Source organism: Variovorax rhizosphaerae (assembly GCF_037889975.1).
Taxonomy (GTDB): domain Bacteria; phylum Pseudomonadota; class Gammaproteobacteria; order Burkholderiales; family Burkholderiaceae_C; genus Variovorax; species Variovorax rhizosphaerae.
The window spans coordinates 281,520-307,621 of the sequence record NZ_JBBKZT010000005.1 but is presented as its reverse complement, the minus strand read 5'-3'; the positions used below and the strand labels follow the sequence as shown (position 1 = coordinate 307,621).

At 66.2% G+C, this 26,102-nt stretch carries 21 protein-coding genes; 9 read left to right on the top strand and 12 right to left on the bottom strand.

Annotated elements, in window-relative coordinates; translation table 11 throughout:
* The first annotated feature begins 1 nt into the window (after position 1).
* The 7 genes from WKW82_RS12935 to WKW82_RS12905 all read left to right on the top strand — a co-directional run bounded on the left by WKW82_RS12935 (position 2) and on the right by WKW82_RS12905 (position 7,383).
* Entirely contained in the window at positions 2–1,174 is a 1,173-nt protein-coding gene (locus WKW82_RS12935) for an acyl-CoA dehydrogenase family protein (RefSeq protein ID WP_340342685.1), read from the top strand.
* Positions 1,175–1,180: 6 nt separating this feature from the next.
* Positions 1,181–2,305 carry an acyl-CoA dehydrogenase family protein gene (locus WKW82_RS12930; RefSeq protein WP_340342684.1) on the top strand — a complete coding sequence of 375 codons (1,125 nt, stop codon included), beginning with the start codon at positions 1,181–1,183 and terminating at the stop codon, positions 2,303–2,305.
* 25 nt (positions 2,306–2,330) lie between these two features.
* Entirely contained in the window at positions 2,331–3,323 is a 993-nt protein-coding gene (locus WKW82_RS12925; RefSeq protein ID WP_340342683.1) for a Bug family tripartite tricarboxylate transporter substrate binding protein, read from the top strand.
* A 14-nt stretch (positions 3,324–3,337) separates the two neighbouring features.
* Entirely contained in the window at positions 3,338–4,288 is a 951-nt protein-coding gene (locus WKW82_RS12920) for an SDR family oxidoreductase (protein WP_340342682.1), read from the top strand.
* A gap of 136 nt (positions 4,289–4,424) precedes the next feature.
* Positions 4,425–5,585 carry an acyl-CoA dehydrogenase family protein gene (locus WKW82_RS12915; protein WP_340342681.1) on the top strand — a complete coding sequence of 387 codons (1,161 nt, stop codon included), beginning with the start codon at positions 4,425–4,427 and terminating at the stop codon, positions 5,583–5,585.
* A gap of 19 nt (positions 5,586–5,604) precedes the next feature.
* The gene (locus tag WKW82_RS12910) at positions 5,605–6,588 is read left to right on the top strand and encodes an acyl-CoA dehydrogenase family protein (protein ID WP_340342680.1); all 984 of its coding nucleotides are present in this window, start codon (positions 5,605–5,607) and stop codon (positions 6,586–6,588) included.
* A complete protein-coding gene (locus WKW82_RS12905) occupies positions 6,589–7,383 on the top strand; it encodes a crotonase/enoyl-CoA hydratase family protein (protein ID WP_340342679.1) in 795 nt (264 codons plus the stop codon). It begins immediately after the preceding gene.
* A gap of 88 nt (positions 7,384–7,471) precedes the next feature.
* Here WKW82_RS12905 and WKW82_RS12900 read toward each other — a convergent pair whose 3' ends face one another.
* The 5 genes from WKW82_RS12900 to WKW82_RS12880 form a co-directional block, all read right to left on the bottom strand.
* Entirely contained in the window at positions 7,472–9,493 is a 2,022-nt protein-coding gene (locus WKW82_RS12900) for a TRAP transporter large permease subunit (protein WP_340342678.1), read from the bottom strand.
* The gene (locus tag WKW82_RS12895; RefSeq protein WP_340342677.1) at positions 9,490–10,110 is read right to left on the bottom strand and encodes a TRAP transporter small permease subunit; all 621 of its coding nucleotides are present in this window, start codon (positions 10,108–10,110) and stop codon (positions 9,490–9,492) included. The genes WKW82_RS12900 and WKW82_RS12895 overlap by 4 nt, the downstream gene beginning before the upstream one ends.
* A gap of 77 nt (positions 10,111–10,187) precedes the next feature.
* A complete protein-coding gene (locus WKW82_RS12890) occupies positions 10,188–11,303 on the bottom strand; it encodes a TRAP transporter substrate-binding protein (protein ID WP_340342676.1) in 1,116 nt (371 codons plus the stop codon).
* Between the two features lie 255 nt (positions 11,304–11,558).
* Complete coding sequence (locus WKW82_RS12885; protein ID WP_340342840.1) at positions 11,559–13,112, bottom strand: long-chain-fatty-acid--CoA ligase; 1,554 nt, start codon at positions 13,110–13,112, stop codon at positions 11,559–11,561.
* A 26-nt stretch (positions 13,113–13,138) separates the two neighbouring features.
* Positions 13,139–14,905, bottom strand: coding sequence for a long-chain-fatty-acid--CoA ligase (locus tag WKW82_RS12880; RefSeq protein ID WP_340342675.1), 1,767 nt, complete (start codon positions 14,903–14,905; stop codon positions 13,139–13,141).
* A 166-nt stretch (positions 14,906–15,071) separates the two neighbouring features.
* Between WKW82_RS12880 and WKW82_RS12875 the strand changes: the two genes are divergently transcribed.
* Positions 15,072–15,641, top strand: a complete 570-nt coding sequence (locus WKW82_RS12875; RefSeq protein ID WP_340342674.1) for a DUF2889 domain-containing protein — start codon at positions 15,072–15,074, stop codon at positions 15,639–15,641.
* 35 nt (positions 15,642–15,676) lie between these two features.
* On the opposite strand, the gene WKW82_RS12870 is transcribed toward WKW82_RS12875, so the two are convergent.
* Together WKW82_RS12870 and WKW82_RS12865 are read right to left on the bottom strand one after the other, a co-directional pair.
* Positions 15,677–16,333, bottom strand: coding sequence for a hypothetical protein (locus WKW82_RS12870; RefSeq protein WP_340342673.1), 657 nt, complete (start codon positions 16,331–16,333; stop codon positions 15,677–15,679).
* A 21-nt stretch (positions 16,334–16,354) separates the two neighbouring features.
* Positions 16,355–17,608 (bottom strand): papain-like cysteine protease family protein, encoded by a 1,254-nt coding sequence (locus tag WKW82_RS12865; protein ID WP_340342672.1) that lies wholly within the window; start codon positions 17,606–17,608, stop codon positions 16,355–16,357.
* Between the two features lie 235 nt (positions 17,609–17,843).
* On the opposite strand from WKW82_RS12865, the gene nadB reads away from it, so the two are divergent.
* Positions 17,844–19,430: an L-aspartate oxidase gene (gene nadB / locus WKW82_RS12860; RefSeq protein WP_340342671.1), complete on the top strand. Its 1,587-nt coding sequence runs from the start codon at positions 17,844–17,846 to the stop codon at positions 19,428–19,430.
* A 194-nt stretch (positions 19,431–19,624) separates the two neighbouring features.
* Here nadB and WKW82_RS12855 read toward each other — a convergent pair whose 3' ends face one another.
* From WKW82_RS12855 to nadC, 5 genes are all read right to left on the bottom strand, one after another.
* On the bottom strand, positions 19,625–20,677 hold the full coding sequence (locus WKW82_RS12855; RefSeq protein WP_340342670.1) for an alpha/beta fold hydrolase: 1,053 nt from the start codon (positions 20,675–20,677) through the stop codon (positions 19,625–19,627).
* Between the two features lie 44 nt (positions 20,678–20,721).
* The gene (locus WKW82_RS12850; protein ID WP_340342669.1) at positions 20,722–22,377 is read right to left on the bottom strand and encodes a flavin-containing monooxygenase; all 1,656 of its coding nucleotides are present in this window, start codon (positions 22,375–22,377) and stop codon (positions 20,722–20,724) included.
* Positions 22,378–22,501: 124 nt separating this feature from the next.
* The gene (locus WKW82_RS12845; RefSeq protein ID WP_340342668.1) at positions 22,502–23,395 is read right to left on the bottom strand and encodes a helix-turn-helix domain-containing protein; all 894 of its coding nucleotides are present in this window, start codon (positions 23,393–23,395) and stop codon (positions 22,502–22,504) included.
* A 390-nt stretch (positions 23,396–23,785) separates the two neighbouring features.
* Complete coding sequence (gene nadA, locus WKW82_RS12840) at positions 23,786–24,913, bottom strand: quinolinate synthase NadA (RefSeq protein WP_340342667.1); 1,128 nt, start codon at positions 24,911–24,913, stop codon at positions 23,786–23,788.
* 3 nt (positions 24,914–24,916) lie between these two features.
* The gene (gene nadC, locus WKW82_RS12835; protein WP_340342666.1) at positions 24,917–25,792 is read right to left on the bottom strand and encodes a carboxylating nicotinate-nucleotide diphosphorylase; all 876 of its coding nucleotides are present in this window, start codon (positions 25,790–25,792) and stop codon (positions 24,917–24,919) included.
* Positions 25,793–26,102 lie beyond the last annotated feature (310 nt).

The window sequence follows — 26,102 nt, the reverse complement described above, 5'->3', positions numbered from 1 at the left end:
CATGGACCTCACACTGAGCCCGAGCGAAGCGACCTTTCGCGAAGAGGTGCGCGGCTTCATCCGCGACCGCCTGCCCACCGAGATCCGCGAGCGCCTGAGCAAGGGCCACGCGGGCCGCAAGCAGGACATCGTGGCATGGCAGCGCATCCTGCATGAGCGTGGATGGGCCGCACCGCACTGGCCGAAGGAATACGGCGGCGCAGGGCTCGGCACGGCTGAGCGGCTGATCCTCGTCGAGGAACTGCAACGCGCGGCCGCCCCGCAGCCACTGCCCTTCAACGTCGCGATGCTGGGTCCGGTGCTGCTGCGCTTCGGCACCGAGGAACAGAAGAAGTTCTTCTTGCCCAAACTGGCGCGCCTGGACCTGTGGTTCTGCCAAGGCTTCTCCGAGCCGGACTCGGGCTCGGACCTCGCCTCGCTGCGGACCAAGGCGGTGCGCGATGGCGACGAATACGTGGTCGACGGCCAGAAGATCTGGACCACCTCGGCCCATCACGCCGACTGGATCTTTGCGCTGGTACGCACCGAGCAGGCGGCGCGCAAGCAGGATGGCATCTCCTTCCTCCTGATCGACATGAAGACGCCTGGCGTCTCGGTGCGGCCCATCGTGTCCATCGACGGGCAGCATCACCTGAACGAAGTGTTCTTCGACAAGGTGCGCGTGCCGGTGGCCAATCTCGTCGGCGAGGAAGGCCGCGGCTGGGATTGCGCCAAGTACCTGCTGGCCAGCGAGCGCACCAACATCGCGAGCATCGGCCTGTGCTGGGAGCGCCTCGGCTACGCACACGAACTCGCAGAGAAGGTCCAGCAAGGCGGCAAGCGCCTGATCGACGACGCGAAGGTGCGCACCGAACTCGCCATGCTCGGTGCCGAAGTGCGCGCGCTGGAACTGACCAACTGGCGCTTCCTGCTCGACCCCGAAATCAACCGCAAGAAGCCGGGCTTCGCCTCGGTGCTGAAGGTCAAGGGCTCGGAGACGATGCAGGAACTCACCACGTTGATCGCACGCCTCGCCGGCCCCGCCGGCCTGGAGCGCCGCGATGGCGAAGGCCCCGATGCCTTGCACCCGCTCGCAGCCGCCCTGCCCCGCTACTTCTTCTTCCGCGCAGCCACCATCTACGGCGGCTCCAGCGAAGTGCAGAAGGACATTCTGGCCAAGACACTCCTGGGATGAAGTGCCATGCAATTTGAATTGAACGAAGACCAGCAGGCCTTGGCTGAAAGCCTTTCGCGCTTGCTGGATGACCACTATGGCTTCGAGCAGCGCCGCGCGATCGCGGGCTCGGAAGCCGGATGGAACGAAGCGACGTGGAGCCTGCTGGCGGAACTCGGCGTCACGGCCTTGGGCATTCCCGAAGCCTTCGGCGGCCTCGATGGCGGCGCGACCGATCGGCTGCCGGTGATGCAGGCCTTTGGCCGTGCGCTCTTGCTGGAACCCTATCTGGCGTCGAGCGTGCTGGCTTCGACTGCGGTGCTGTCGGCAGGCAGCGAATCGCAGAAGGAAGGCTTGCTGCCCGCCCTCGCCAGTGGAGAACTGCGCATGGCATGGGCGCATGACGAGACGGCCGGACGCCATGCGGACCTGTGGGTCGAAACGCGTGCAAGCCGCGATGGCGACCAGTGGCGCCTCGACGGCACCAAGTCGCTCGTGCTGCACGCCGGCGCGGCGGGCCGCTATGTGGTCAGCGCCCGCGTGGCCGGCGAGCCCGGCAATGAAGACGGCCTCGCCCTCTTCCTTGTCGAAGCGGCCGACGCCCGGCTGCGCGCGTACCGACTCGTCGATGACACGCCAGCGGGAGAACTCACATTCAACGGCAGCGCGGCAGAACCGCTCGGCAACCCCGCCGACCACACACGTGCCGTGGCAGCCATCCGCGCAACGATTGCCGCCGGCACCGCCGCCGTCTGCGCCGACATGGTCGGCACGATGGAAACCGCGTTCTCGCTCACGACCGCCTACGTCAACACCCGCAAGCAGTTCGGCCGCCTCATCGGCGAATACCAGGCGCTGCGCCATCGAGTCTCCGAGATGGCCGTCGCGCTGGAACTGGCGCGCAGCATGGCCATCGCGGCAGCCGTCGCGGTGGACGAACCCACTGCGCACAACTCGGCCACAGACCTGCCCCGCGCCAAGCTCGCCATCGGCCGCTATGCGCGCGCCCTGTGCCAGCAGGCGATCCAGTCGCATGGCGGCATCGGCATGACGGAGGAATACGCGGTGGGCCATTGCCTGCGCCGCATCCACGTGCTCGACCAGCTGTTCGGCGACGTGGACGCGCAGGCCGCGCGACTCGCCAGCGCGTGACCCACATCAACATCGGAGACAAAGCATGAAGTACCTCAAGACCGCCGGCCTGCTGGGCGCCGCGCTGACCGCGCTGGCAACCTTCACCCTGCCCCTGCAACAAGCACAGGCCGCCGACACCTTCCCCGCGCACCCCGTGCGTTTCATCGTGCCGCTCGGCCCGGGCAGCGGCTCGGACACCGTCACGCGCCTGGTCGCCAAGCTGGTCACGCCGGAGCTCAAGGGCCAGTCCACCTTCATCGACAACAAGCCCGGTGGCGACGCGGTCCTGGCCGTGCAGGCCACGCTGGCATCGCCCGCCGATGGCTACAGCGTGCTGATGCTCTCGCCCTCGTCGATGGTGATCAACCCGCTCATCAACGACAGCCTGCCCTACGACGCGCAGAAGGACCTGCGCCCGGTCGCGACCATGCTGCGCAGTGCCGCGGTTCTGGTGACGGGCGCGTCGTCGCCGTACAAGACCTACGCAGAAGCGATGGCTGCCGCGAAGAAGGCGCCCAAGACCGTGAGCATGGCCAGCTACAGCAACCACTACCGCATCGGCGCGCTGATGCTGCAGCAAGGTGCGGGCGTGGAGTTCAACTACATCCCCTACAAGACGCCCGGCCAGGTGCAGACCGACCTGATGGGCGGACAGGTGGATCTCGCACTGCTGGACATCGGCGGCGCGCTACCGTTGATCGCCTCGGGCAAGGTGCGCGCACTCGCCGTCACCGGCAAGGAACGCCACCCCAAGCTCGCCAACGTGCCGACGGTGCGTGAAAGCGGACAGCCCAACTACGACCTCTACGTGTGGATCGGCCTCGGCGTTGCAGCGAAGACACCGGAACCCGTCGTGAAGACGCTGGAATCAGCGCTGCTCAAGGCAATGGCGCAACCCGAGTTCAAGACCTACGTCACCGAGACCGCAGGCGCCGAGGTCTACACCGTCGGCAGCAAGGAAATGGGCGAGATGATCGCTTCGGAGACCGCGCGCTACCGTGCCCTCTCGAAGCAGGTCGACCTCTCGCAGAAATGATTCAGGAGCAACACATGAGCAAGCAGCTTTGCAAGGACCGCGTGGTCGTTGTCACCGGCGCAGGCCGGGGTTTGGGGCGCGAGTACGCGCTGGAATTCGCACGCCACGGCGCGAAGGTCGTGGTGAACGACTTGGGCGGCCGTGGTGACGGCGGCCCCGGCTCGGCCACCGGCCCGGCACTGGAAGTCGTGGCCGAGATCGAGGCCATGGGCGGCCAGGCCATTGCCAATGCCGACGACGTCGCGGACTGGAACGGCGCCAAGCGCATGATCGACGCCGCCATCGACACCTTCGGCGGCCTCGACGTGCTGGTGAACAACGCCGGCATCCTGCGCGACCGCACGCTGGTCAACATGGAAGAGGAAGACTGGGACGCCGTGATCCGCGTGCACATGCGCGGCACCTTCGCGCCGTCTCGCCACGCCGCCGCTTACTGGCGCGAGGAATCGAAGGCCGGCCGCCAACGCGTCGCCCGCATCATCAACACGAGCTCGTCCTCGGGCCTGTACTGCAACGCCGGCCAGTCGAACTACGGTGCGGCCAAGGCCGGCATCGCCGCGCTGTCAGTGATCGCCTCGCGCGAACTGGACCGCTACGGTGTGACGGTGAACGCCATCTACCCGACCGCCATGAGCCGCCTGACCGAAGACATCTTCGCCAGCCCCAAGTGGCAAGCGATCCGCAACGAAGCACCCGGCTTCGACCCGCTCGACCCGTCGAACGCCGCGCCGCTGGTGGCGTGGCTGGGCAGCGAGGCATCGAGCGGCATCACCGGCCGCGTGTTCGGCGCGCGCGGTGGACGCATCACCGTGGCCGAAGGCTGGCATGCCGGTCCGCGCATCGAGAAGACGGGGCGCTGGACGGTAGAAGAACTGGGCGATCTGATTCCGGACCTGGTGAAGCGGGCGGCGCCAAATGCGTTGACCACCGGCGAGATTCCGGAAGTCGATGGAGTCACAGCGTGAGCGCCGTGCCAGGGCGCGCCAGGCAAGCGCTGACCCCCTCGGGGAGCGGCGAGGCCACCCGGTGCGGAGCGTGGGCGCACCACTTCGCCGTGCGAGACTGCCCGAAGCACACAGCGAGTTGCGCGGAGACTCTGGAATGACGACCCAATTGCTTGAATCGTTTCGCCTTGCGCAATTGCCTGAAGAAGCGCAGGCCTTTCGGAAGGAAGTGCGGGAGTTTCTGGCGACCCAGTTGGAGCCCGCAGCGCCTGAAGTGCGGGCGCGCACGTGGATGGGTTTCGACGCGGCGTTCAGCCGGCGCTTGGCCCAACGCGGCTGGGTCGGCATCACCCTGCCCGCGCAATACGGTGGCGCCGGACTCGATGCCTTCCGCCGCTTCGTCCTCGTCGAGGAGATGCTCGCAGCCGGCGCACCTGTCGCGGCCCACTGGATCGCCGACCGCCAGAGCGGCCCGCTGATCAACAAGTTCGGCACCGAAGCGCAGAAGGACTTCTACCTGCCGCGCATCTGCCGCGGCGAGGCCTTCTTCTGCATCGGCATGAGCGAGCCCAACTCCGGCTCCGACCTGGCCAGCGTGCGCACGCGCGCGACCAAGGTCGATGGCGGCTGGCGACTGACCGGCCGAAAGATCTGGACGACCAACGCGCATCGCTCGCACTTCATGATCGCGCTTGTGCGCACTTCGGGCGCGCCGGAGGATCGTCAAGGCGGCCTGTCTCAACTCATCGTCGACCTCTCGCTGCCGGGCATCAACATTCGTCCCATCGTCGACCTGACGGGCGATGCACACTTCTCCGAAGTGACCTTCGACGATGTGTTCCTCAAGGACGATGCGCTCATCGGTGACGAAGGCAGCGGCTGGATGCAGGTCAACGCCGAGCTGGCGTTCGAGCGCAGCGGGCCGGAGCGGTTGTATTCCAGCATCGTGCTGCTCGACACGTGGCTCAACAGCCTGCGCAAGACCGGCTTCTCGGCCTCGGACGCGGCCTTGATCGGCGGTTTCACGACACAACTCGCCACGCTGCGCAGCCTGTCGGTGGCCGTGACCACCAAGCTCGCACGCGGTGAAAGCCCGGTCGTCGAAGCAGCACTGGTCAAGGACATCGGCACCGAGTTCGAACAGACGATTCCCGCCGCCATCGAGGCCGCCGTCGCGGCCGACCCGACGCGTGCCGTCGACCCCGACCTCTACCGCACCCTCACCTACCTGAGCCAGATCTCGCCGACCTTCTCGCTGCGTGGCGGCACGCGCGAGATCCTGCGCGGCATGATCGCGCGCGGTCTCGGTCTGCGCTGAAGCACAAGGAGACAAGAACATGTTTACAGAAGCCATCGAGGCCATCCTCGTGGACCAGTGCACGCCCGCTGCAATCCGTGCGATCGAGAACGGCAGATCGCCTGCGGCCCTCTGGAACTCGCTCGCCGAGAACGGGTTCCTCGAACTCATGGCCAGTGAAGACGCAGGCGGCGCGGGGCTCGACCTGGAAGCGATCTTTCCGATCTTCGTGGCGTTCGGGCGGCATGCGGTGCCGGTGCCCGCAGCGCAGAGCATTGCCGCGCGTGCATTGCTGCGCGACGTGGCGGCGCCTGAAGGCATGGTCACCCTCGTGGGCCATGCGTGGCGCGAGGCCGATGGATCGGTCAGCGCAGCCAACGTCGCGTTCGGTTCGATCGCAGACATCGCGCTTGCCAACATCGACGGCCAACTCGTGCTGCTCGACTGCAAGAAGGCGGAACGCACCACGACGGGCGTGCGCGGCAGCCTCGTCGCATCCCTGCGCTGGGCGAAGCACGCCATCGGCACGCCCATCGGCGACAACGGCAATGAAGTTCCCGTGTTCAGCGCCGCCCTGCACGCCGCCGCCATGGCCGGCGCCATGGAGCGCATGTTCTCGATGACGCTGGGCTACTGCAACGACCGGGTGCAATTCGGCAAGGCCATCGGCAAGTTCCAGGCGATCCAGCACCAGCTCAGCGTGATGGCCGAGCACGTGGCATGCGCCGGCGTGGCGGCGGAACTCGCCTTCAGGCCCGACGCCACGATCCCCGCGCTGCTGGCCGCAGCCACCGCCAAGGCGCGCACCAGCACCTCGGTGCCTCTGGTCGCATCGACCGCCCATGCCCTGCACGGCGCCATCGGCATCACCGAGGAATTCGACCTCCAGCTCTACAGCCGCCGCCTGCACGAATGGCGCATGGCCGATGGCAGCGAGGCTTACTGGAACCGCATCGTCGGCGAGGCGATGATCGGGCACGCCGCGCCGTCGGTGCTGCAATTCGTGATGGAGGAGATCCTTTAAATGAGCGACAAGAAATTCCTGAACTACGAGCAAGAGGGCCACATCGTCACCCTGACGATGAACGACCCCGAGGCCCGCAATGCCCTCACCGGCAACAGCGCCGTGCCCGAGTTCCTTGCGGCCATCGACCGCATCCATGCCGACCATTCGGTGCGCGCCGTGATCCTCACCGGCGCCGGCACGGCCTTCTCGTCCGGCGGCAATGTGAAGGACATGGGCCGCTACAGCGAGATGGCACCGATGGAACTGCGCCGCGAATACCGCCTGGGCATCCAGAAGCTGCCGCTGGCATTGTTCAATCTCGAAGTGCCCGTGATCGCAGCGGTCAATGGCCACGCCATCGGCGCCGGCCTGGACCTGGCCTGCATGTGCGACATCCGCGTCGCCGCTGAAGAAGCCAAGTTCGCCGAGAGCTTCGTCAAGCTCGGCATCATTCCGGGCGATGGCGGCGCATGGCTGCTGCCACGCATCATCGGCCTCTCGCGCGCCACCGAACTCACGCTGACCGGCCAGATGATCGATGCGAAGCAAGCGGCGGAATGGAACCTGGTCTCGCGCGTCGTGCCGCGCGAGCAACTGTTGCCAACCGCCCGTGCGCTGGCCGAGCAGATCGCCGCCAACCCGCCGCATGCCGTGCGCCTGGCCAAGCGGCTCTTGCGCGAGGCATTGCACAGCCGGCTCGACACGCTCCTTGAAATGTCGGCCGCCTTCCAGGTCATGTCGCACCAGACGGCAGACCATCACGAGGCCGTCTCTGCATTCATCGAAAAGCGCAAGCCCGAATTTCGCGGGTAGCCGATCTGCTCCACAGGCAGCAAACGCCGGCATCCGCCGGCGTTTTTGCATGGCGCCCTTCACTCGCAAGAGCCGCCCATCGCGCGCGTCACTTGTACAGCAACTGCGGCAACCACAACCCGATCTGCGGCCACATGTACAGCAGGAAAATCGCCAGCACCTGGATGCCCATGAAGGGCAGCATCCCCAGGAAGATCTGGTTCAGCGTCACATGCGGCGGGCTCACGCCCTTGAGGTAGAAGGCCGCCATCGCCACCGGCGGCGAGAGAAACGCAGTCTGCAGGTTCAGCGCCACCAGCAGCCCGAAGAACAGCGGATCCACGCCGAAGTTGTCCAGCAGCGGGATGAAGATCGGCATGAAGATCACGATGATCTCGGTCCACTCCAGCGGCCAGCCAAGGATGAAGATGATGACCTGGCTCAGCAGCAGGAACTGCACCTTCGTGAGGTTCATGCTGAGCACCCATTCCTCCACCAGCGCCTGCCCGCCCAGCAGCGCAAAGGCCGCCGAGAAGATGGCCGAGCCAACGAAGAGCCAGCACACCATGGCCGAGGTCTTGGCGGTGAGGAACACCGATTCCTTGAGCACGTCCATCGTCAGCCGTCGATAGGCCGCCGCGAGCAGGAATCCGCCGAGCGCCCCCATCGCGGCAGCCTCGGTCGGCGTCGCCAGGCCCAGCACGATCGAGCCCAGCACCGCGAGGATCAACAGCATCAGCGGGAAGAAGGATGCCAGCAGCATCTTGAAGATCTCGAGCCGCGCGAAGCTCAGGAACAGGTAGAACAGCGTTGTGATCAAGCCGAACACGGCGAAGCACACCCACCACCAGGTCGGCGCGTCGCGCGTGGTGGCGGCTTGCCTGCCTTCAGCACCGGGTTCGGCAGATGAACGGGCCGCAGCGGCGCCGGGTGGTTCCTGCACTGCGCCCGCAGCCTGCGGCGCCTGAGCGCCCCCGGACCCCGGAGGCTCCTGCACCCCGCCCGAGGATGGAGGCTCCTGCAAGCCGCCCGAAGACGGCGGCTCGGCCAGTCCGGTGCCGCTGCTCGGCGGCTCCTGCAAGCCACCGCTGTCGGATGGCGGTTCCGCCAGTCCGCCCGAAGACGCGGCTTCGCCGATCGACGAGCGCGCAGCGCCGATCTCCTCGATCGCGTATTCCTCTGGCGCGCTCACAGTGGTCACCGCCTCGTAGCTCGTGAACGCCAGCAGCGCAAAGAGCACGGCCGGCACCAGCACGATGCCCAGTTGACGCAGCAGGTGGCTCATGGGCACATCGACGTTGCGTTTGCCCTTGAGCGCGCCCATCAGCCGGGCCAGCGCGTGCTCGCTGGAATCAGTCGTCAGGCGTTGCGTCAACGGCGGCAGCGTCACGAGCCGGTCGGCCGCCGACAGCGGTGGCGCCCACGCCGGCTTGAGCTTGGCCACGATGATCACGTAGACCACGTACAGCGATGCCAGCATCAGCCCAGGGAAGAAGGCGCCCGCATACAACTGCACCACCGACACGCCGGCCGTCGCGCCATACACGATCAACAACACCGAAGGCGGAATGAGGATGCCAAGGCAACCGCCCGCCGTGATCGAGCCCGCCGCCAGCGGAATGCTGTAGCCCGCGCGCAGCATCGCCGGCAGTGCCAGCAGGCCCATCAGCGTGACGACCGCGCCCACGATCCCGGTGGCCGTCGCGAAGATCGTGCAGGTCACCAGCGTGGCCACGGCCAGCGCGCCGGGCAGCCGCGCCATCGCAAGGTGCAGGCTCTTGAACAGCGTCTCGATGAGGTTGGCCCGCTCGACAAGGTAGCCCATGAAAACGAACAGCGGGATGGCGATGAGCACGTCGTTGGCCATCGTCTTGTAGGCCGCCTGCACCATCAGGTCCAGCGTGTGCGTGGTGTTCCGCTCGTAGGCGAACCAGGTGAAGATCATCCCCATGCCCATCAGCGTGAAGGCGGTGGGAAAGCCCAGCATGATCGCCACGACCACCAGCGACAGCATCAACAGACCCAGGTGCCCGTTGGTGATGGTCTCCACGCTCAGCAGCATCGTTGCCGCTGCCACGACAAGAAGGGCCATGAAGCTCAGGCCGAACCAGAGTTCCTTGCGGATGTTCATTTCGTCGCCTCCTTGGCGACGACCACGGCGTCCAGGGCCTGGATGTCCTCATCGTGCACGTTGACCATTTCCTTGAGTTTTTCGACGTCGACTTCCTCCACGTCCTGCTCGCGCGAGGGCCAGGCCCCCGTCCGGATGCACTGCACGCAGCGCACGATCTCCACCAGCCCCTGCAGCAGCAGCGTGAAGCCGGCCAGCGGAATGACGTACTTGAACGGATAGAGCGGCAGCGGATCGGCCGAGAAGGTCTGCTCGCGGATGGCGAGCGATTCACCCGCGTAAATCCATCCGGCCCAGGTCAGGGCCACGATGCCGGGCAGGAAGAACAGGATGTACAGCGCCAGGTCGAAGATGGCTTGCGTGCGCGGCCTGAAGAAGCCATAGAGCACGTCGCCGCGCACGTGGCCGTTCTTGCTCAGCGTGTACGCACCGGCCGTCATGAACAGCGTGCCGTAGAGCATGATCTGCGCGTCCAGCACCCAGGCGTGCGGCCGGTTGAGCACGTAGCGGGAGAACACCTCCCAGCTGATCAGCACCGTGAGCAGCACGGCGCACCAGGCAAAGGTCTTGCCGACCCAGGTCGAGAAGCGGTCGACCGCCAAGAGAATGGATTGCATCGCAGAGGTCCTGGCCGCGCGGGCCTGCTCGAAAAAAGAAGGGGCACCGCCGGTGCCCCTTGCCATCAAGGCCGGCGTCAGGTCTTCTTCGCCTGGGCTCCGAAGTAGTGGTTGTAGGCCATCTTGAAATCGACCGAATAGTCGTTCTGCCACTGCAGCGCACGCTGCGCAAAGGTCTTCTGCGAGTCGAGCACCTTCTTGAACATCGGGTTTTCTTCTGACTTCTTGGCGATCGTCTTGTCCCATGACGCAAGCTGTGCGCGCAGGATGGCATCCGGCGTCTTGTAGAACTTGACGCCGGCCTTCTTCAGCTCGACATAGTCGGCCGAGTTGCGCTCCACCGCCTTCCAGCTCATGTCGGCGCTGGCGGCCTGCACGGCGTAGTCGATGATGGCCTTCAGCTCCGACGGCAGCGCGTTGAGCTTGCCCTTGTTGAACAGGATCTCGAACTGCTCGCCCGACTGGTGGAAGCTCTGCAGCATGCAATTCTTGGCCACGTCCGGAAAGCCCAGCACGCGGTCGCTCGATGCGTTGTTGAACTCGGCCGCGTCGATGAGTCCCCGGTCCAGCGCCGGCACGATCTCGCCGCCGGGCAGCGGGTTCACGGCCGCGCCCATGTCGGTGAACACATCCACCGCCAGGCCCACGGTGCGGAACTTCAGGCCCTTGATCTCCTCGGCCTTGGCCACCGGCTTCTTGAACCAGCCCAGCGGCTGCGTGGGCATCGGGCCGTACAGGTACGACACCACGTCCATGTTCAGTCCCTTGTAGATCTCTTCGAGCAGCGCCTTGCCGCCGCCGTAGTTGTGCCAGGCCAGCACGGTGTTGGCGTCCATGCCGAAGCCCGGGCCCGAACCCCACAACGCCAGTGCCGAGTTCTTGCCGTACCAGTAGGCGACCACGCCGTGGCCGCCATCCAGCGTGCCCTTGGCCACCGCGTCCAGCAGTTGGAAGGCTGGCACCACTGAGCCGGATGGCAGCACCTCGATCTTCAGCCGATTGCCCGCCATGTCATTCACCTTCTTGGCGAAGTCCTGGGCGTACTCATGGAAGATGTCTTTCGCAGGCCATGTGCTCTGGAAACGGAGCGAAGTCGTCTGCGCCATGCTGACCATCGGCGCGGACATCGCGCCGGCCGCCACGGCAGCACCCTTGAGAAGGTTGCGTCGGCGGGTCGGTTTGTTCTCTGTCATTGCGGTGTCTCCAACGTTGTAAGTCCGAAAAAAAGTTCGACGGCCTTATCTTTGTTGGGTAACGACTGGTGACAAAGAGGGTTTTCACGAACGAGCCACCAATCCGGGACGCGCCGAGAGCGAACATTCGCGTCCAGTCATCGATTGGCCCTGCGTACGCTCAGGGCTTGCTCGACGCGTTTTCGAAGCGCTACTTCGCCGGGCCCGGTCGCAGCGCCGTGACAACGATTGCGCCTCGGGTGAGGGTATTGCCCGTCAGCTCACCTGCCGCGACTGCCCCGCCCAATGCCGCTCGCGCAGTTCGCGCTTGAGCACCTTGCCTGCCGCCGTCAACGGCAAGGCCTCGCGGAACTCGATGCTCTTGGGGCACTTGTAGCCCGCGATGAAGCCCTTGCAGTGTTCGAACAGCACGGCGTCATCGAGTTGGGCACCGGGCTTGCGCACCACCACCGCATGCACCGCCTCGCCCCACTGCGCATGCGGCACCGCGATGACCGCGCAAGCCTGCACCGCGGGATGCCGCGCGATCACGTTCTCGACTTCCGCCGAGTAGACGTTCTCGCCGCCGCTCACGATCATGTCCTTCAAGCGGTCGACGATGAACACATGCCCGCCTTCGTCCATGCGCGCGCCGTCGCCGGTGTAGAGCCAGCCGTCGCGCAACGCGCGCGCCGTCTCCTCCGGCTTGTTCCAGTAGCCGAGCATCACGTTGGGCCCGCGCATGATCAGTTCGCCGACCTCGCCACGAGGCACTTCGTTGCCGCTGTCATCGACCAGCTTCACCGCGATGCCGTAGCCCGCGCGACCCGCCGAGCGCGAAAGGCCCGAGGCGCGGCCTTCCGGTCCGTGGTTTTCCGGCGGGTTGGAGGTCACGCCGCCGCACTCGGTCATGCCGTACGAATGCGTGAAGGCCACGCCGGGCAAGGCCGCCATCGCGCGTTCCAGCACCGATTCGGCGATCGGCGATGCGCCATAGACCATGCGCTTCAGGCTGCTCAAATCAAAGCAATCGAACTCGGGATGCGTGATCAGCGCCTGCAGCATCGTCGGCACCAGCAGCAGGTCGGTCACGCGTTCGCGCTCGACGATCGCCATCACCTCGCGCGCATCGAAGGCCGGGGCCAGCACATGCGTCTCACCCGCGATGAACTGCACCAGTGCGCGGCCGATGCCGCCCATGTGAAACAGCGGCGCCACGTGCAGCGCCACGCTTTCGCCCGGCATCGGCGTCTGCGCAAGGCGCTGGATGCCGATCGACCACAGCGTCCAGTGGCTGTGCATCACGCCCTTGGGGAAGCCGGTGGTGCCGCCGGTATAGAGGATGCAGGCGAGGTCCGCGCCCGCGCGGTTCGCGTCTTCGACGGGCTTGGCAGCGGCGATCAGTTCCTCGAACGACAGCATGCCTTCGGGCGTCGGCCAATCGCCGGCATACACGAAGATCGGCACGCGCCTGGCCGCAGCACGAATGCCTTCCACGCGGCTCAGGAAGTGATCGTCGATGACCAGGATGGTGGTGTCACTGTCGTCCAGCGAATAGACGATCTCCGGCACGCTCCAGCGCGTGTTGACCGGGTTGAGCACGCCGCCGCCCCACCACACGCCCATCAGGCATTCGAGCCAGCGGTCGGAGTTGACGCCGAGCATGCCGACGCGGTCACCGGCCCGCATGCCGATGGATTGCAGGGCGCCAGCCAGGCGTGCCACACGGTCGCCGTATTCGTTGAAGGTCTGGCGCCGGCCGTGGAACACGGTGGCAATGCGATCGGGCGTGGCCTGCATCGAGCGCTGCAGGGCGAGCGTCATGGACATGGTCATGGTCACGGTCGTGGTGAGTTTCAATGGGCTTCGGCCGCTTCGTCCTGCAGGGCCGCCAATGCGTCGCGCGCCTCCTGCTCCTGCAGTTCGCGCCAGGCGATCTTTCCGGTGGCATTCTTCGGCAGCGCATCGACGATCTGCACGATGCGCGGCGCCTTGTAGGTCGCCATGTGCTCGCGGCACCAGGCCAGCAGGCTGGCGCTGTCCTCCTCACTGCCGACGCGCAATGCGACGACAGCCTTCACCGTCTCCCCACGACGCTTGTCAGGCGAGCCGATCACGCAAGCCTCGAGGATCGACGGATGCGCATGCAGCGCCGCCTCGACCTCCGCCGGCCAGACCTTGAAGCCCGATGCATTGATCATCCGCTTGAGCCGGTCGCGCATGAAGACGTAGCCCTCCTCGTCCATGCTCGCCAGGTCGCCGGTGCGGAAGAAGCGCTTGCCGTCGATGACGACGAAGGTCTGCGCATTGGCTTCCGCATGGTTCCAGTAGCCGAGCATGATCTGCGCGGCATGCACGACGATCTCGCCCGCCTCGCCCTGCGGCCGTTCATGCAAGCTCTCAGGGTCGACGATGCGCAGGTCCACGCCGAAGGTGGCGATGCCGAGGCAGGCCTTCTTCGGTTTGTAGAGCGGGTTCGCGCACAGGAAGGCGGCGGTTTCAGTCAAGCCGTAGCCTTCGACATAGTCGAGTCCGTAGCCCTGCTTGAGCGTGTCGTTGACGTGCTGCGGCGTGGCCGCGCCACCGCCGGTCACCACCGACAGGCTGCTCAGGTTGCGTTGCTCGATGCCGGGTTGTGCAAAGAAGTCGACCAGCATCGCCGGCAGCGCGGCCCAGAAGCTCACGCGATGACGCTCGATCAGCACGGCCGCGGCCTCGCGGTCCCAGCGCGGCATCAGCACGATGGTGCCACCCTGGAAGATCGGCCCGTTGACGTTGTTCTGCAAGCCCAGCAGATGGAACAGCGGCGCCACGGCCAGGTACACCGACGAAGGGTTCGTACGACGCCATAGCGATGAGCCCACGCACGAGGTCATCACCGTGCGGTGCGTGTGAACACACGCCTTCGGCTTGCCGGTGGTGCCGGAGGTGTAGGGCAGCATGCACAGGTCGTCCGGACCGGCGCGGTGCGGTGCGGGAGTGCACGCTTGTGCGAGCGCGGCGCCCCATGACTCGGCCGCTTGCGGCAACTGGACGTCCGACATGCGGGTCAGCAGCCAATCGGGTGTGGGCAGCGTCGGGTCGTTGTCGCCCAACGCGTCGCCATAGGCATGCACCACGAGCTTGCGCAGCGCGCCCTTGCCGACCAGCGGCACCACGCGGTCGAGCAACTCGCTGGCCACGAAGGCGGCCACGGCGCCGCTGTCTTGCACGATGTGCTCGATCTCCTCGGCCAGCAGCATCGCGTTGACCGGCACGAACACCGCATCGGCCCGCAGGATCGCGAAGTAGGCCGCGATGAACTGCGGACAGTTCTGGCTGACCACGATCACCCGATCGCCCCGCGCCACCTGGCATTCGCCCTGCAGGTAGCCCGCCATGCGCTCCACGTCGGCAAGCAGTTGTGCGTAACTGACGGCAGTGCCGAAGAACTGGATCGCGGTCTTGTCCGGGTAGCGCTGCGCCGAGGTCTCGAGATTGCGAAACAGGCTGGTTTCCGGAATATGGGCGACGCCCGCCAGGCCTTCGCGAGCTCGCGCCGGGTCGATGGAGAGCGGGCCGGTGGGCCGCTCGATCACATCAGGCGGCGTGGGGCAAGGGTGGAAGGCGTTCGGGGCATGCATGGTGCGGTCCTGGATGGCGGGTTGTCTCTGGGTTGAGACCGAGTAGACCGCGCGGAACCGCATGCCCCGCCACCCCGAACGGGTGGCGCCGAAAGTCACGCCGATGCCGCAGCCCCCCCCACACAGGGTGGGGCGAATCGGCCCCGCCGCGGCGAGCATGAAGTTCATGACACCGAATCCGACGCCCACCCCTTCCCGCCGCCTGCTCCACACCCGCGAGATCATCTGCCAGGGCTACCTGCGCGACGATGGCCTGCTCGACGTGGAAAGCACGATGCGCGACATCTCACCCAACGGTTCGGATCTCTTCTTCAAGCCCCTGGGTCCGGGCGAAGACCTGCACCGCATGCGCATCGTCATGACGGTCGACAGCGGCATGGTGATCCGCGCCCTGCAAGTGCGCACCGAAGCCGCGCCCACGCCCTACTGCGCCGAAGGCAACGCGATCTACGGCGTGCTCGTCGGCCAGAAGATCGGCCCCGGCTTCACGAAGCGCGTGCGCAGCCTGGTCGGCGGCAACAAGGGCTGCACCCACCTCACCGAACTGATCGGCCCCGCCGCCACGACGGCCATCCAGAGCTTCTTCGCGCTCGGACGCGAGCGGGGCAGCCTGCGCGCGCTGCACGCCGGCGCCGGCCCGCTGCCCAAGCCCTCCCTCGCCGACACCTGCCAGGCCTATCGCAGCGATGGCGAGGCACTGAAAGCCATCTGGCCCCTGCATCGACGGGCTGCATAGCGCATCGGGTTCGCCTGCCTGCAGGAACGCCCTCTTCAACCGCCCATGTCGTCGGTGGTCTTGGCCAGCCGCTCGGCCGCCATGGCCGCGACGATGCCCTGGAACTCAGCCAGCGCATAGCGCTGCCCTGGAACGAGCGGTGCGATCGGACCGTCATTCGGGATCACCACGTCGTCGTCGGCCTCGCCCGCCGCACCCTTCAGCCAGATCGCGGTCAGGTGCAGCGCGGGGACTCGGATCAACGTCAGTTCCTGCCGCACGGGCGAGCGCGTCTGCTGGGCCGCAAGGCCGTTGATGCGCTTCGCCAGTGCCTTCACCTCCGGGCCTTCGGCAATGGAAGTGAGCTTGGCAGCGGCCTTGTCCACCTCGGCCATGGCCGATTCCCCGCTCTCCCCGGCGGGCAGCAGTTGCACCCACAGCTTGGCCTTCGCTTTTCGAAGCGAGCTGCTCGCGACCAGTTCGTCCAGGCCCAGCACGATCGTCGATGCGCCAACGCCGCCCGGCTTGTCGGCGGCCAGCGCGGCCTCGATGGATCGCGAGATCACGCGGCTGTTGCGCGCGATGCTGGGCTTCACGGACGAGGGCGCCGTGGCGTCGGGTGATGCGGGGCTTGCGGGCACCGCGAACTTGCGCAGGCCCGTTTGCAGTGCCTTGGCGATGGCGGGTGGCATGTCAGGGATTTCGATGGGCACGGCTGCTCTCCTGTTGCGGGGTCAGGAATGGGTGAAATAACTGTGGGTCCAGGTGCCGGAGCCCCGGTAGTTGGTGCGCAGCGTGTCATACGCCACCAGCGCGGTGGTGCCGCCGCCCACGTCCGACACCCAGACAAAGCTGTCGTCCTCCACACCCGAGGCCACGATGAAGTGTCCGCCGCCGCCCGACCATCCGATGCGGATGCAGAGGGGGCGGCCGACCACGAGTTCGTCCTCCAGCGTCTGCAGCGACTCCTGCACCGAGGTCTGGCGATCGAAGTGGCCCACGGTGGTCAGCGCGGTGCCGAGCACCGAGGGGTTGTTGCAGGGGCCGGAGGCGCCCGTGCCGCAGCAATCGGTGCGCCCCCACTGAACGTTCGCCACCCGGCACTGGGTCCAGGTGGTGGAAGGGACGTAGTAGCGCGAGACGCTGGCGGCCACGGCAGCCCAGCACCATTGGCTTTGCAACTGCGCCTGGACCGGGAAGCGCAGCACCACGTCGACCGGGTCTTCGCCCGCGTAGCCGGCCACGAACACCGGCCGCCATCCCTGGGCCACCAGGTCGTCGAACTTGATCTGGTAGGTCGGCGCGGTCATGCCATGGTGCATCACGCTCGCCACTGCCTTCTTCTCCCACAGCGCGGCGTAGTAGTCCTTGCCGCCCAGCGTGACGGCATTGCCGCAGATGAGGTCGTAGCCGTCGGCGACGTAGCCCTGCGCCGCGCTGCGGAACGCTGCTTCTTCCAGGCCGTGGCGCGCCACCCAGGCGGGACCGGACGACTTGTCCCAGATCGCGGCGTAGCGCGCCGCGCCGCCCTGGGCATAGGTCGAGACCCAGCGCAGCCGATAGCCCTGCGCCGTGAGTTCATCGAAAGTCTGCTGGTATTGCGCCCCGGTCAGGCCATGGCGTGCGGTCCATGCCGCGCCAGTCGACTTGTCCCACAGCGCGGCGAAGCGCGGGCTGGTGCCCACCGAGTAGCCGTTCACCATCTTCAGGCGGTAGCCTTGCTTGGCATGTTCATCGAAGGCTTGCTGGTACTGCGCGGCGGTGAGGCCGTGGCGGGCGGCCCAGGCGGGCCCCGAGACCTTGTCCCAGATGGCCGTGTAGCGCGTCGTCGTACCGACCCTGTAGCCGCTGACATTGCGCAGCCGGAAGCCCTGGCTCGCGTTCTGGTCGAAAGCGGCCTGGTACTGGGCGGCGGTCATTCCGTGCCGGGCAACGCAGGTGCCGCCAGCTTGTTCCCAGGATGCGACGAATAGAGCCCTTACTGTCATCTGAACCTCCTTGTCCGCGGCGATATGTTGCAGTGCGACGGATCATCTCGCGAGCACCTGGCGGTGTCGTCCTCTGGATGAGGGACGAAAGTGGTCGCTCGCATCGCGGTCCCGGACGCCACGACCGTCGCGCGCCTCCGCTGCAGAATCGCAAATGCACGAAGGCGTCACTCAGAAGTCCGGTATCGTTCGCCACTTTCCTCGGCATGGCGTCCATCTCCGGACGGGTTGAATCTTGGCAACTCACGAATTCGACGTTCTCATTGTTGGCAGCGGACTGGCAGGCCTCAGCGCCGCAGTCCATCTGGCCCGCACGCACCGCGTGGCTGTCATCACCAAACGCGCCCTGAGCGACGGCGCGAGCCAATGGGCCCAGGGCGGTATCGCCGCCGTACTGGCCGAAGGCGACAGCATCGAATCGCATGTGCAGGACACGCTTGTCGCAGGCGCAGGCCTGTGCGACCTGGCGGCAACGCGCTACGTCGTGGAACACGCACCTGAAGCCATCGCCTGGCTGCAGACGCTCGGTGTCCCGTTCACCGAGGAGAACGGGTTGCTGCACCTCACGCGCGAAGGTGGCCACAGCGAGCGTCGCATCGTCCACGTGACCGACGCCACCGGCGCCGCGGTGCAGCGCTGCCTCATCGATGTGGTGCGGCGCACACCCAACATCACGCTCTTCGAAGGCCACATGCTCGTCGACCTGATCACCGGCGCCAAGCTCGGGATGGCGGACACGGGTTGCGTCGGCCTTCACGCGCTGGACGTGGCTGCGGACACCGTGTTGACCTTTAGGGCGCCTCACACCATCCTCGCCACGGGAGGGGCCGGCAAGGTCTACCTCTACACGACGAATCCCGACACGGCCACCGGGGACGGCATTGCCGCCGCGTGGCGCGCAGGCTGCCGCGTGGCGAACATGGAGTTCATCCAGTTCCATCCAACCTGTCTTTACCACCCCTTCGCGAAGTCTTTCCTCATCAGCGAAGCGGTGCGTGGCGAGGGCGGACAACTCAAGCTGCCCGCGTCCGCCGGCGGCACGCGCTTCATGCCCGCGCACGACGCGCGCGCCGAACTCGCGCCCCGCGACGTGGTGGCACGCGCCATCGACTTCGAAATGAAGAAGCACGGTCTGGACTGCGTGCACCTCGACATCTCGCACCAGAGCCCGGAATTCCTGGAGACGCACTTCCCCAACATCCTGGCGCGCTGCGCGCTGCTCGGCATCGACATCACGCGGGAACCGATTCCCGTGGTGCCGGCGGCCCACTACACCTGCGGCGGCGTGGTGGTGGACCTGGACGGACACACGGACGTGCGCGGCCTCTATGCCATCGGCGAGACTGCTTGCACCGGCCTGCACGGCGCCAACCGACTGGCCAGCAACTCGCTGGTCGAGTGCATGGTGTTCGCGCGCGCGGCCGCGCAGGCCATCGCCACGGAACCACCACGCGCCCTGCCCGATCTGCCGCCCTGGGACCACAGCCGCGTCACCGATGCCGACGAGATCGTCGTCATCTCGCACAACTGGGACGAACTGCGCCGCTTCATGTGGGACTACGTGGGCATCGTGCGCACCAACAAGCGGCTGGAGCGCGCGGCGCACCGCATCGCCCTGCTGTCACAGGAGATTGCGGAGTTCTACGGCCACTTCCGTGTCACGCCGGACCTGCTCGAACTGCGCAACCTGGTCCAGGTGGCGGACCTCATCGTGCGCTCCGCGCAATCACGGCACGAGAGCCGTGGGCTGCACTTCAGCCGCGACTATCCGGGGCTGGCCGATTCGGCTGTACCGACCGTGCTGGTGCCGGGCGAGAACTGAACCCCACTTGCCTCCTCTTCCGTGCTGCGGCGCCTTGCCCGGCAAGTTGTCGTGGGTGCCATTCAGCACACCGAACATTTCACTCATCACTGCTGCAAGATGTCTTCGCAATGCAGCGGTCTGAACGCTGCGGTCGACTGATTCGACGACGTAGCCTGCGGAGATCAGTTGATACGCAGACAGCCGAATCTGGTTCAGACTGAGGTCGCCAGCAGCGCGCGCAAGTGCGTATCGACCTGGGCCAGGAACTCCGGGTCGGTTCCAAAGAGCGCCAGGTGCCCGTCGATGCTCGCGACAGGACGGAACTCGCTCCCGGGGATCAGTTCCTGTTCGGCCTGGCAGTCCGCGGGCGGGAAGAACATGTCGTGGCTGATCGGCATGACGAAGGTCTTCGCCTTGATCCGCCCAAGCGCCGCTGACAGGTCACCCCCCGTGTTTCGGCCGACATCGCCGCGCTGCCATTTCCATGCCATCGCCAGCAGGTCATTCGGGTCCATCGGCGCGAAGTAGCCGGTCATGAAGTTGTCGACAAAGGCCTGCATCGAGTCGAAGCCCAGTGCCCGGTGGCGCCCGGCGCGGAAGAACTCCGTGCTCCAACCCATGACCGTCCACATCTTGGCGTGCCGCTTCAATCCCGCCGCGACCTCGGCGGAACTGCCGTAGTTCCCGTCCTTGAAGCCAGGGTCGGTGGTGATGGCATCCACCAGCGTTTCCGTGAACAGGAAATCGTGCTCGGTGTTCTTCGCGGTGCCGGCGATCGGTGCTGCGCGCTTGACCATGTCCGGGTATCGCACGGCCCACTCGTAGGTCTGCTGGGCACCCATCGACCCGCCAACGACGAGCGCCAGCGAGCGGATGCCGAAGCGCTCGGTGAGCAACTTGTGCTGCGCCCGCACATCGTCACCGATTCGCACGCGCGGAAAGCCGGGACCTGACTGACCATCGCCGGCATTGTGCGGGGAGGTCGAAAGGCCATTGCCGATCTGGTTGACCACGACGATGAAGTACTTCGCCGGGTCCAGTGCGCGGCCCGTTCCGATATAGACCTGCTCCATGATCTTGCTGGTGCCCGAGTACCAGGTGGGCACGAGGATCGCGTTGTCCTTCGCGGCATTGAGCGTGCCGTGGGTGGCGACGGCCAGCTGGCAGTTCTGGATGGCGCCGCCCTCCTCGAGGTCGAGCGTGCCGATGTCGTACAGCTCGTACGGGCCATGCCCTTCCGGGCCGTAGTAGGTGTTGATGGTCATGACGGATCCTTTGAAGCGTTGGAATGAAGTGCTGCCGTGCGTGATCAGTGCATTGCGAAGCCGGGATAGCCATTCGCGGCCAGATCGTCGCAGCGGCTTCGGTAGTTGCCAACGCCGCCGATGTACGACAGCAGGCGCCGCGGCTTGCCTTCAACGTTGGAGCCCATGTACCAGGAGTCCGTCTTGACCACCAGCGTGGGAGCAGCAGTCTCGTCGTGGTGCGCCACCCATTGGTCCTGGAATTCCTTCGTGGCTTCCACCACGTGCTTGCCTTGCGAGCGGGCGTAGGCGATGCAGCCGGTGATCCAGTCCACCTGCTGTTGCAGGCAAGTCGTCATGTTGCACAGTGCGGCTGAAGGCGCCAGCGGCGCGCCGGTGGTGAACAGGTTCGGAAAGCCATGCACCTGCAAGCCCATCGCGGTGCGGATCTCCTGCGTCCACTGCGCCTTCAGCGATTGGCCGTCGCGGCCCCGGATATCGATGCGCATCAGCGCGCCCGAGCCGGCGTCGAAGCCGACGGCCAGGATGATCACGTCTGTTTCATGGACCTTTCCGTCTGCCGTGCGAATGCCCTCGGGCACCACGCATTCGATCGGCGCGGCGCGGCAGTCGACCGCCTCGACGTTGTCCTGCAGGTAGACCTCGAGGTACTTGTTCTCGAGCGGGACGCGATGCGTGCCAAAGCCGTAGTCGCTCGGGATCAGCTTCATGCACAGGTCCGGGTCGTTGTTCAGGCGCACACGCATCTTGGCGCGCACGAACTCCGACACCTCGTGGCTGACACCCTCGTCGAAGAACATCTCCGGAAAGGTCGCGAGCCACATCGAGAGCGATCCGTCGTCCCAGAACCTTTCCAGGACGGCCAAGCGTTCCTCGGGCGTCTTCTCGGCCCACGGCCCGCTCTCGAAGTCGTAGTGGAAGCCCGCGAAGGTGCCCTGCACGCGCTGCTTGAGGAACTCGTACTGGCCGCTCCAATGATCCCAGTCGGCCTGCGTGTACTTGGGATTCTTCATGGGCACCACGTACTGCGGCGTGCGCGTGAAGACTTTCATCGAGCCGACCTCGGAAGCGATCGTCTGGATCACCTGGATGCCGGTCGCGCCAGTCCCCACGACAGCGACGCGCTTGCCCTTCAAGTCGATGCCTTCCTTCGGCCAAAGACCGGTGTGGACGATCTGGCCCTTGAAGCTGGCTTGCCCGGGGAATCGCTCTGCCAACGGTGCCGACAACATGCCGCAACAGGCGACGAGGTACTGCGCGTCGATGCGCTCACCCTGCTCGGTGGTGATGGCCCAGCGCTCCGTGTCCTCGTTGAAGTGGGCGGAGGCAATCCGGGTGTTGAACTGGATGTCCCTCTTCAAGTCGAGCCGGTCGGCCACGAAGTTCAGCCACTGCTCGGTCTCGGGCTGGGCCGGGAAGCGTTCGCTGGGCTTCCACGCCTTGTACAACTCCTCGGAGATCCAGTATTGATAGACCTCGGCCTGCGAGTCGAAGCGGGCGCCGGGATAGCGGTTCCAGTACCAGGTGCCTCCGACGCCCGATGCGGCATCGTAGGCGCGAACGGCAAGCCTCATTTCGCGCAGGCGATGCAACTGGTACAGGCCGGCGACACCGGTGCCGATGACGACGGCATCGAGCCGCGTCACGCCATCGGCGTTGTCCGGGTTTGAAAGATGGGACGAGTGGACGGGGGCATTCATCAGCTTTGTCTCCTTGTTCCGGCCGGGGCAACGACCGTGGAGCAAAGGTACCGATTGCGTCCTTTCGGGTCTTGAACGACCCGGTGAAACTCTTGAAGAAAAACGTGGGCGCCGCCGCCTGCCTTCAACCGGGTCCGGTAGCGCCTCGCCGCAAGGCAGCTGGCGTCTGGCCGAGCCTGCTCTGCATGACGCGGGTGAGGTGCGCCTGGTCGGCGAACCCGCAGGCCGCCGCAACGGCCTTGACGGGCAGCGTTCCCTCGGCAAGCAGGTTCTGGGCGCGCGCCACGCGCTGGTCGATGATCCAGGCATGCGGCGCCTTGCCGAACGACTGTCGGAAGCGCTGTCCCAGCGTCCAGCTACCCATGCCTGCCACGCGGGCCAGGTCCGCGATGGTGACGCCCTCATGAAGACGCGTCTCGACGTACTCGACGAGCCTGCGGCATACGGCCTGCGGCAAGCCCCCACGCGTGGCCGCCTCGCGGTATGTCACCGACGCGTATTTCCGGATCAGGTGCACGACCAGTTGGGTGCTCAAGGCCTCGACGTACAGCGGCCCGCCCACGCCCCGATTCCCCGACTCATGAAACATGGTGTCGACGATGCACGACACCACCGGGTCCTGTGTCTGGAGCAAGTCGTGCAGCCTTATGTCCGCAACCGGGCGTTCGAGCACCTCGGTGGCGATCCTGGAGACCAGTGCCTCGGAAAGATAGGCATGTGCGACGTCGATTTCTTCGGTCCAGTGCCAGTGCGAGCCCTGGGAGCGTGTGAGCAACGAGATGTCGCCCGGCTTGCATTGGGTCCGAGTCCATTGCCCCTCGAAGCGGCGCTCCATCTGCGTACAGCCGCGCCTGTAGGAAACGATCATGAAGTCGGCCAACGCCGGCACGGGCACGTCCAGCGGCGTGTACCGATACGCGCGGAGCGCAACACCATTCCACCCCAGGTCGTCGCTGCACGCGAGCAGCTTCCCCGGCACCCACTTGGGGAGTTCGTCAGGAGTGAGCAACTGCGACACCGGCGAATTCTTGAGCGCGGGGTGGCATGTCTGTCTAGGGACAACCCTATGGGAGAACCCTCGACTTTCAACGCCATACAGACATGAAAAGCGGCATCTGAACGACCCCGGGGCTTTCCCTGATCTCCGCTGCGAGTCAAGTGACCCTTCCCCGCAGTCACTCGAAATTCGCGTCCCCGGTCCTATCGTTCGGCTACGGCTACGGCTACGGCTACGGCTACGGCGAGTTCAGATCGCCAGGAAGCGCAAGGCGCATGGGATTGACCATGCGGCTGGCGTCGTGCCAGCCGCGCCTCCTGTCGTGACGCTGGGTCACGACCAGCCGCCTTTCACTCCACACATGTTCGGGGCCTCGCGCTCCAAGGAGATGACTCGTGCTGCGAAGAGCGCTCATGCCGCGCCGATCCCGGCGATCAGACCCCCGGCCGGCAGCCCCTTCTTCAGGCCCGCGGTGAACGCCAGCATGCGGTCGATCGGTACACGCGCGCGCAATCCCAGCGCCGGGTCCACCTGCACTTCGCCCGCACCCGTCTCGAGCACGCGCGCCACGTCGGCCAGGCCGTTCATCGCCATCCAGGGACAGTGTGCGCAGCTCTTGCAGGTCGCGCCGTTGCCGGCGGTCGGCGCCTCGATGAAGGTCTTGCCCGGATTGAGCGTGCGCAGCTTGTGCAGCATGCCGGTGTCGGTCGCGACGATGAACTCCTTCGCCTCCATCTGCCGTGCAGCGTTCAGGATCGCGGATGTCGAGCCGACCGCATCCGCCAGCGCGACCACGTCGGCGGGTGATTCGGGATGCACGAGTACGCGGGCCGCAGGATGGTCCTTCATGAGCAGTTCGAGTTCGAGCGCCTTGAACTCGTCGTGCACGATGCACGCGCCTTGCCAACTCACCATGTCCGCACCCGTTTCGCGACGGATGTAGTCACCCAGGTGGCGGTCCGGACCCCACAGGATCTTGCGGCCCTGCGCATGCAGTGCGCGCACGACATCGAGCGCGCAGCTCGACGTGACCAGCCAGTCGGCCCGCGCCTTCACCGCCGCACTGGTGTTGGCATACACGACCACGGTACGGTCGGGGTGCGCGTCGCAGAAGGCGCTGAATGCATCCACCGGACAGCCGAGGTCGAGCGAGCAGTTCGCGTCGAGGTCGGGCATCAGCACGCGCTTGTCGGGCGACAGGATCTTCGCAGTCTCGCCCATGAAGCGCACGCCCGACACCACCAGCGTGCGGGCCGCATGGTCGCGGCCGAAGCGGGCCATCTCGAGCGAATCGCTGACCAGGCCGCCGGTCTCCTCAGCCAGGTCCTGCAGGTCCGGATGCACATAGTAGTGCGACACCATCACCGCATCGCGTTCTCGCAGCAACTGCCGGATGCGGTCCTTCAACTGCAGGCGTTCGGACGGCGTGGGTTCCGGTGGCACGCGCGCCCAGGCGTGCCGCGTGTCGCAAACAGGCCCGCCCTCGTTTTGCAGCGCTGCGGGCTGCTCGTAGTCGACATCGATGACTGCACCGTCCATCACTCAATCCTCCTGGAAGCGCATCGAGTAGTCGATCGCCTTCACGTCCTTGGTGAGCGCACCGACCGAGATGCGGTCGACCCCGGTCTCCGCCAGCGTGCGGATGCCGTCGAGCGTCACGCCGCCGGAAATCTCCAGCACGGCGCGCGCCTGGCCAAGGACCTCGTTGCGACGCACTGCTTCGCGCAGGGTGGGCAGGTCCATGTTGTCGAGCAGCACCATGCGTGCGCCATGCGCCAGCGCCTCGTCGAGCTGTTCGAGCGTCTCGACCTCGATCTCGACGAATGCCGCTTGTGCCGCGACGCATGCGGCAGCACGCAGCGCCGCGCCGACGCCACCCGCGGCCGCGATGTGGTTTTCCTTGATGAGGATGGCGTCGTACAGGCCGATCCGATGGTTGGTGCCACCGCCGGTGCGCACCGCGTACTTCTGCGCCAGTCGCAGGCCCGGCAGTGTCTTGCGCGTGTCCACGATCCGGGCACGCGTGCCGCGAACCGCCTCGACATACGTCGCCGTGCGCGTTGCCACGGCACTGAGCAATTGCAGGAAGTTCAGCGCGGTGCGTTCGGCGGTCAACAGGCTGCGTGCATGGCCGGTGATCTCCAGCACCGTTTCACCGGCAGCGACGTGCTGTCCTTCAGCGTGATGCCAGGTCACGCGCGCCTGCGTATCCAGTTCACGAAACACGGCCTCGACCCACGGCGCACCGCACAGGACGGTGGCCTCGCGCGTCAGGATGCGTGCCGTTGCCTGCTTGCCTTCGGGCACGAGAGCGGCAGTGAGATCACCACCGCCGGCATCTTCGCTCAGGGCGCGGCGAGCGTCCGCGATGGCGAGTTCGGTCACGCTGGCAATCGAAAAATCAAAGGGACTGGTCATGAACGGTGCGGCGCACAAGGCGGCAAGAAGACTTCGGAAGGCGCCATTCTGACGCGATACGAAAGTACCAGTGGCGTTGGTTTCGCCGCCGACCCCATGGGCCGGTCTGATTTCCCGGACAGCTGTTCACCGGGCTAGATCGGACGAAGACATCCTCGCGCGGCTTGAGGGATCGGGTCTGCAAACTTCCAACCCAGGATGCGGGTTTCACGCATTTCCTGTCAGCCGGAACAGCCAAGTCCTCACCCATCCGGACCGGCTGGCCTGCGCCATCGAAGGCGAGGAAGCCGGCAATGCCGCCGGACTGGAT

Excerpts from the sequence above, each read along its gene's own strand:
- WKW82_RS12905 (WP_340342679.1), top strand. The coding sequence starts at position 6,589 with ATGAGCGACAAGAAATTCCTGAACTACGAGCAAGAGGGCCACATCGTC.
- WKW82_RS12880 (WP_340342675.1), bottom strand. The coding sequence starts at position 14,905 with ATGCATGCCCCGAACGCCTTCCACCCTTGCCCCACGCCGCCTGATGTG.
- nadC (WP_340342666.1), bottom strand. The coding sequence starts at position 25,792 with ATGACCAGTCCCTTTGATTTTTCGATTGCCAGCGTGACCGAACTCGCC.
- WKW82_RS12875 (WP_340342674.1), top strand. The coding sequence starts at position 15,072 with ATGACACCGAATCCGACGCCCACCCCTTCCCGCCGCCTGCTCCACACC.
- WKW82_RS12850 (WP_340342669.1), bottom strand. The coding sequence starts at position 22,377 with ATGAATGCCCCCGTCCACTCGTCCCATCTTTCAAACCCGGACAACGCC.
- WKW82_RS12920 (WP_340342682.1), top strand. The coding sequence starts at position 3,338 with ATGAGCAAGCAGCTTTGCAAGGACCGCGTGGTCGTTGTCACCGGCGCA.
- nadA (WP_340342667.1), bottom strand. The coding sequence starts at position 24,913 with ATGGACGGTGCAGTCATCGATGTCGACTACGAGCAGCCCGCAGCGCTG.
- WKW82_RS12935 (WP_340342685.1), top strand. The coding sequence starts at position 2 with ATGGACCTCACACTGAGCCCGAGCGAAGCGACCTTTCGCGAAGAGGTG.
- WKW82_RS12930 (WP_340342684.1), top strand. The coding sequence starts at position 1,181 with ATGCAATTTGAATTGAACGAAGACCAGCAGGCCTTGGCTGAAAGCCTT.
- WKW82_RS12925 (WP_340342683.1), top strand. The coding sequence starts at position 2,331 with ATGAAGTACCTCAAGACCGCCGGCCTGCTGGGCGCCGCGCTGACCGCG.
- WKW82_RS12865 (WP_340342672.1), bottom strand. The coding sequence starts at position 17,608 with ATGACAGTAAGGGCTCTATTCGTCGCATCCTGGGAACAAGCTGGCGGC.
- WKW82_RS12915 (WP_340342681.1), top strand. The coding sequence starts at position 4,425 with ATGACGACCCAATTGCTTGAATCGTTTCGCCTTGCGCAATTGCCTGAA.
- WKW82_RS12855 (WP_340342670.1), bottom strand. The coding sequence starts at position 20,677 with ATGACCATCAACACCTACTACGGCCCGGAAGGGCATGGCCCGTACGAG.
- WKW82_RS12890 (WP_340342676.1), bottom strand. The coding sequence starts at position 11,303 with ATGACAGAGAACAAACCGACCCGCCGACGCAACCTTCTCAAGGGTGCT.
- WKW82_RS12910 (WP_340342680.1), top strand. The coding sequence starts at position 5,605 with ATGTTTACAGAAGCCATCGAGGCCATCCTCGTGGACCAGTGCACGCCC.
- WKW82_RS12895 (WP_340342677.1), bottom strand. The coding sequence starts at position 10,110 with ATGCAATCCATTCTCTTGGCGGTCGACCGCTTCTCGACCTGGGTCGGC.
- WKW82_RS12900 (WP_340342678.1), bottom strand. The coding sequence starts at position 9,493 with ATGAACATCCGCAAGGAACTCTGGTTCGGCCTGAGCTTCATGGCCCTT.
- WKW82_RS12885 (WP_340342840.1), bottom strand. The coding sequence starts at position 13,112 with ATGTCCATGACGCTCGCCCTGCAGCGCTCGATGCAGGCCACGCCCGAT.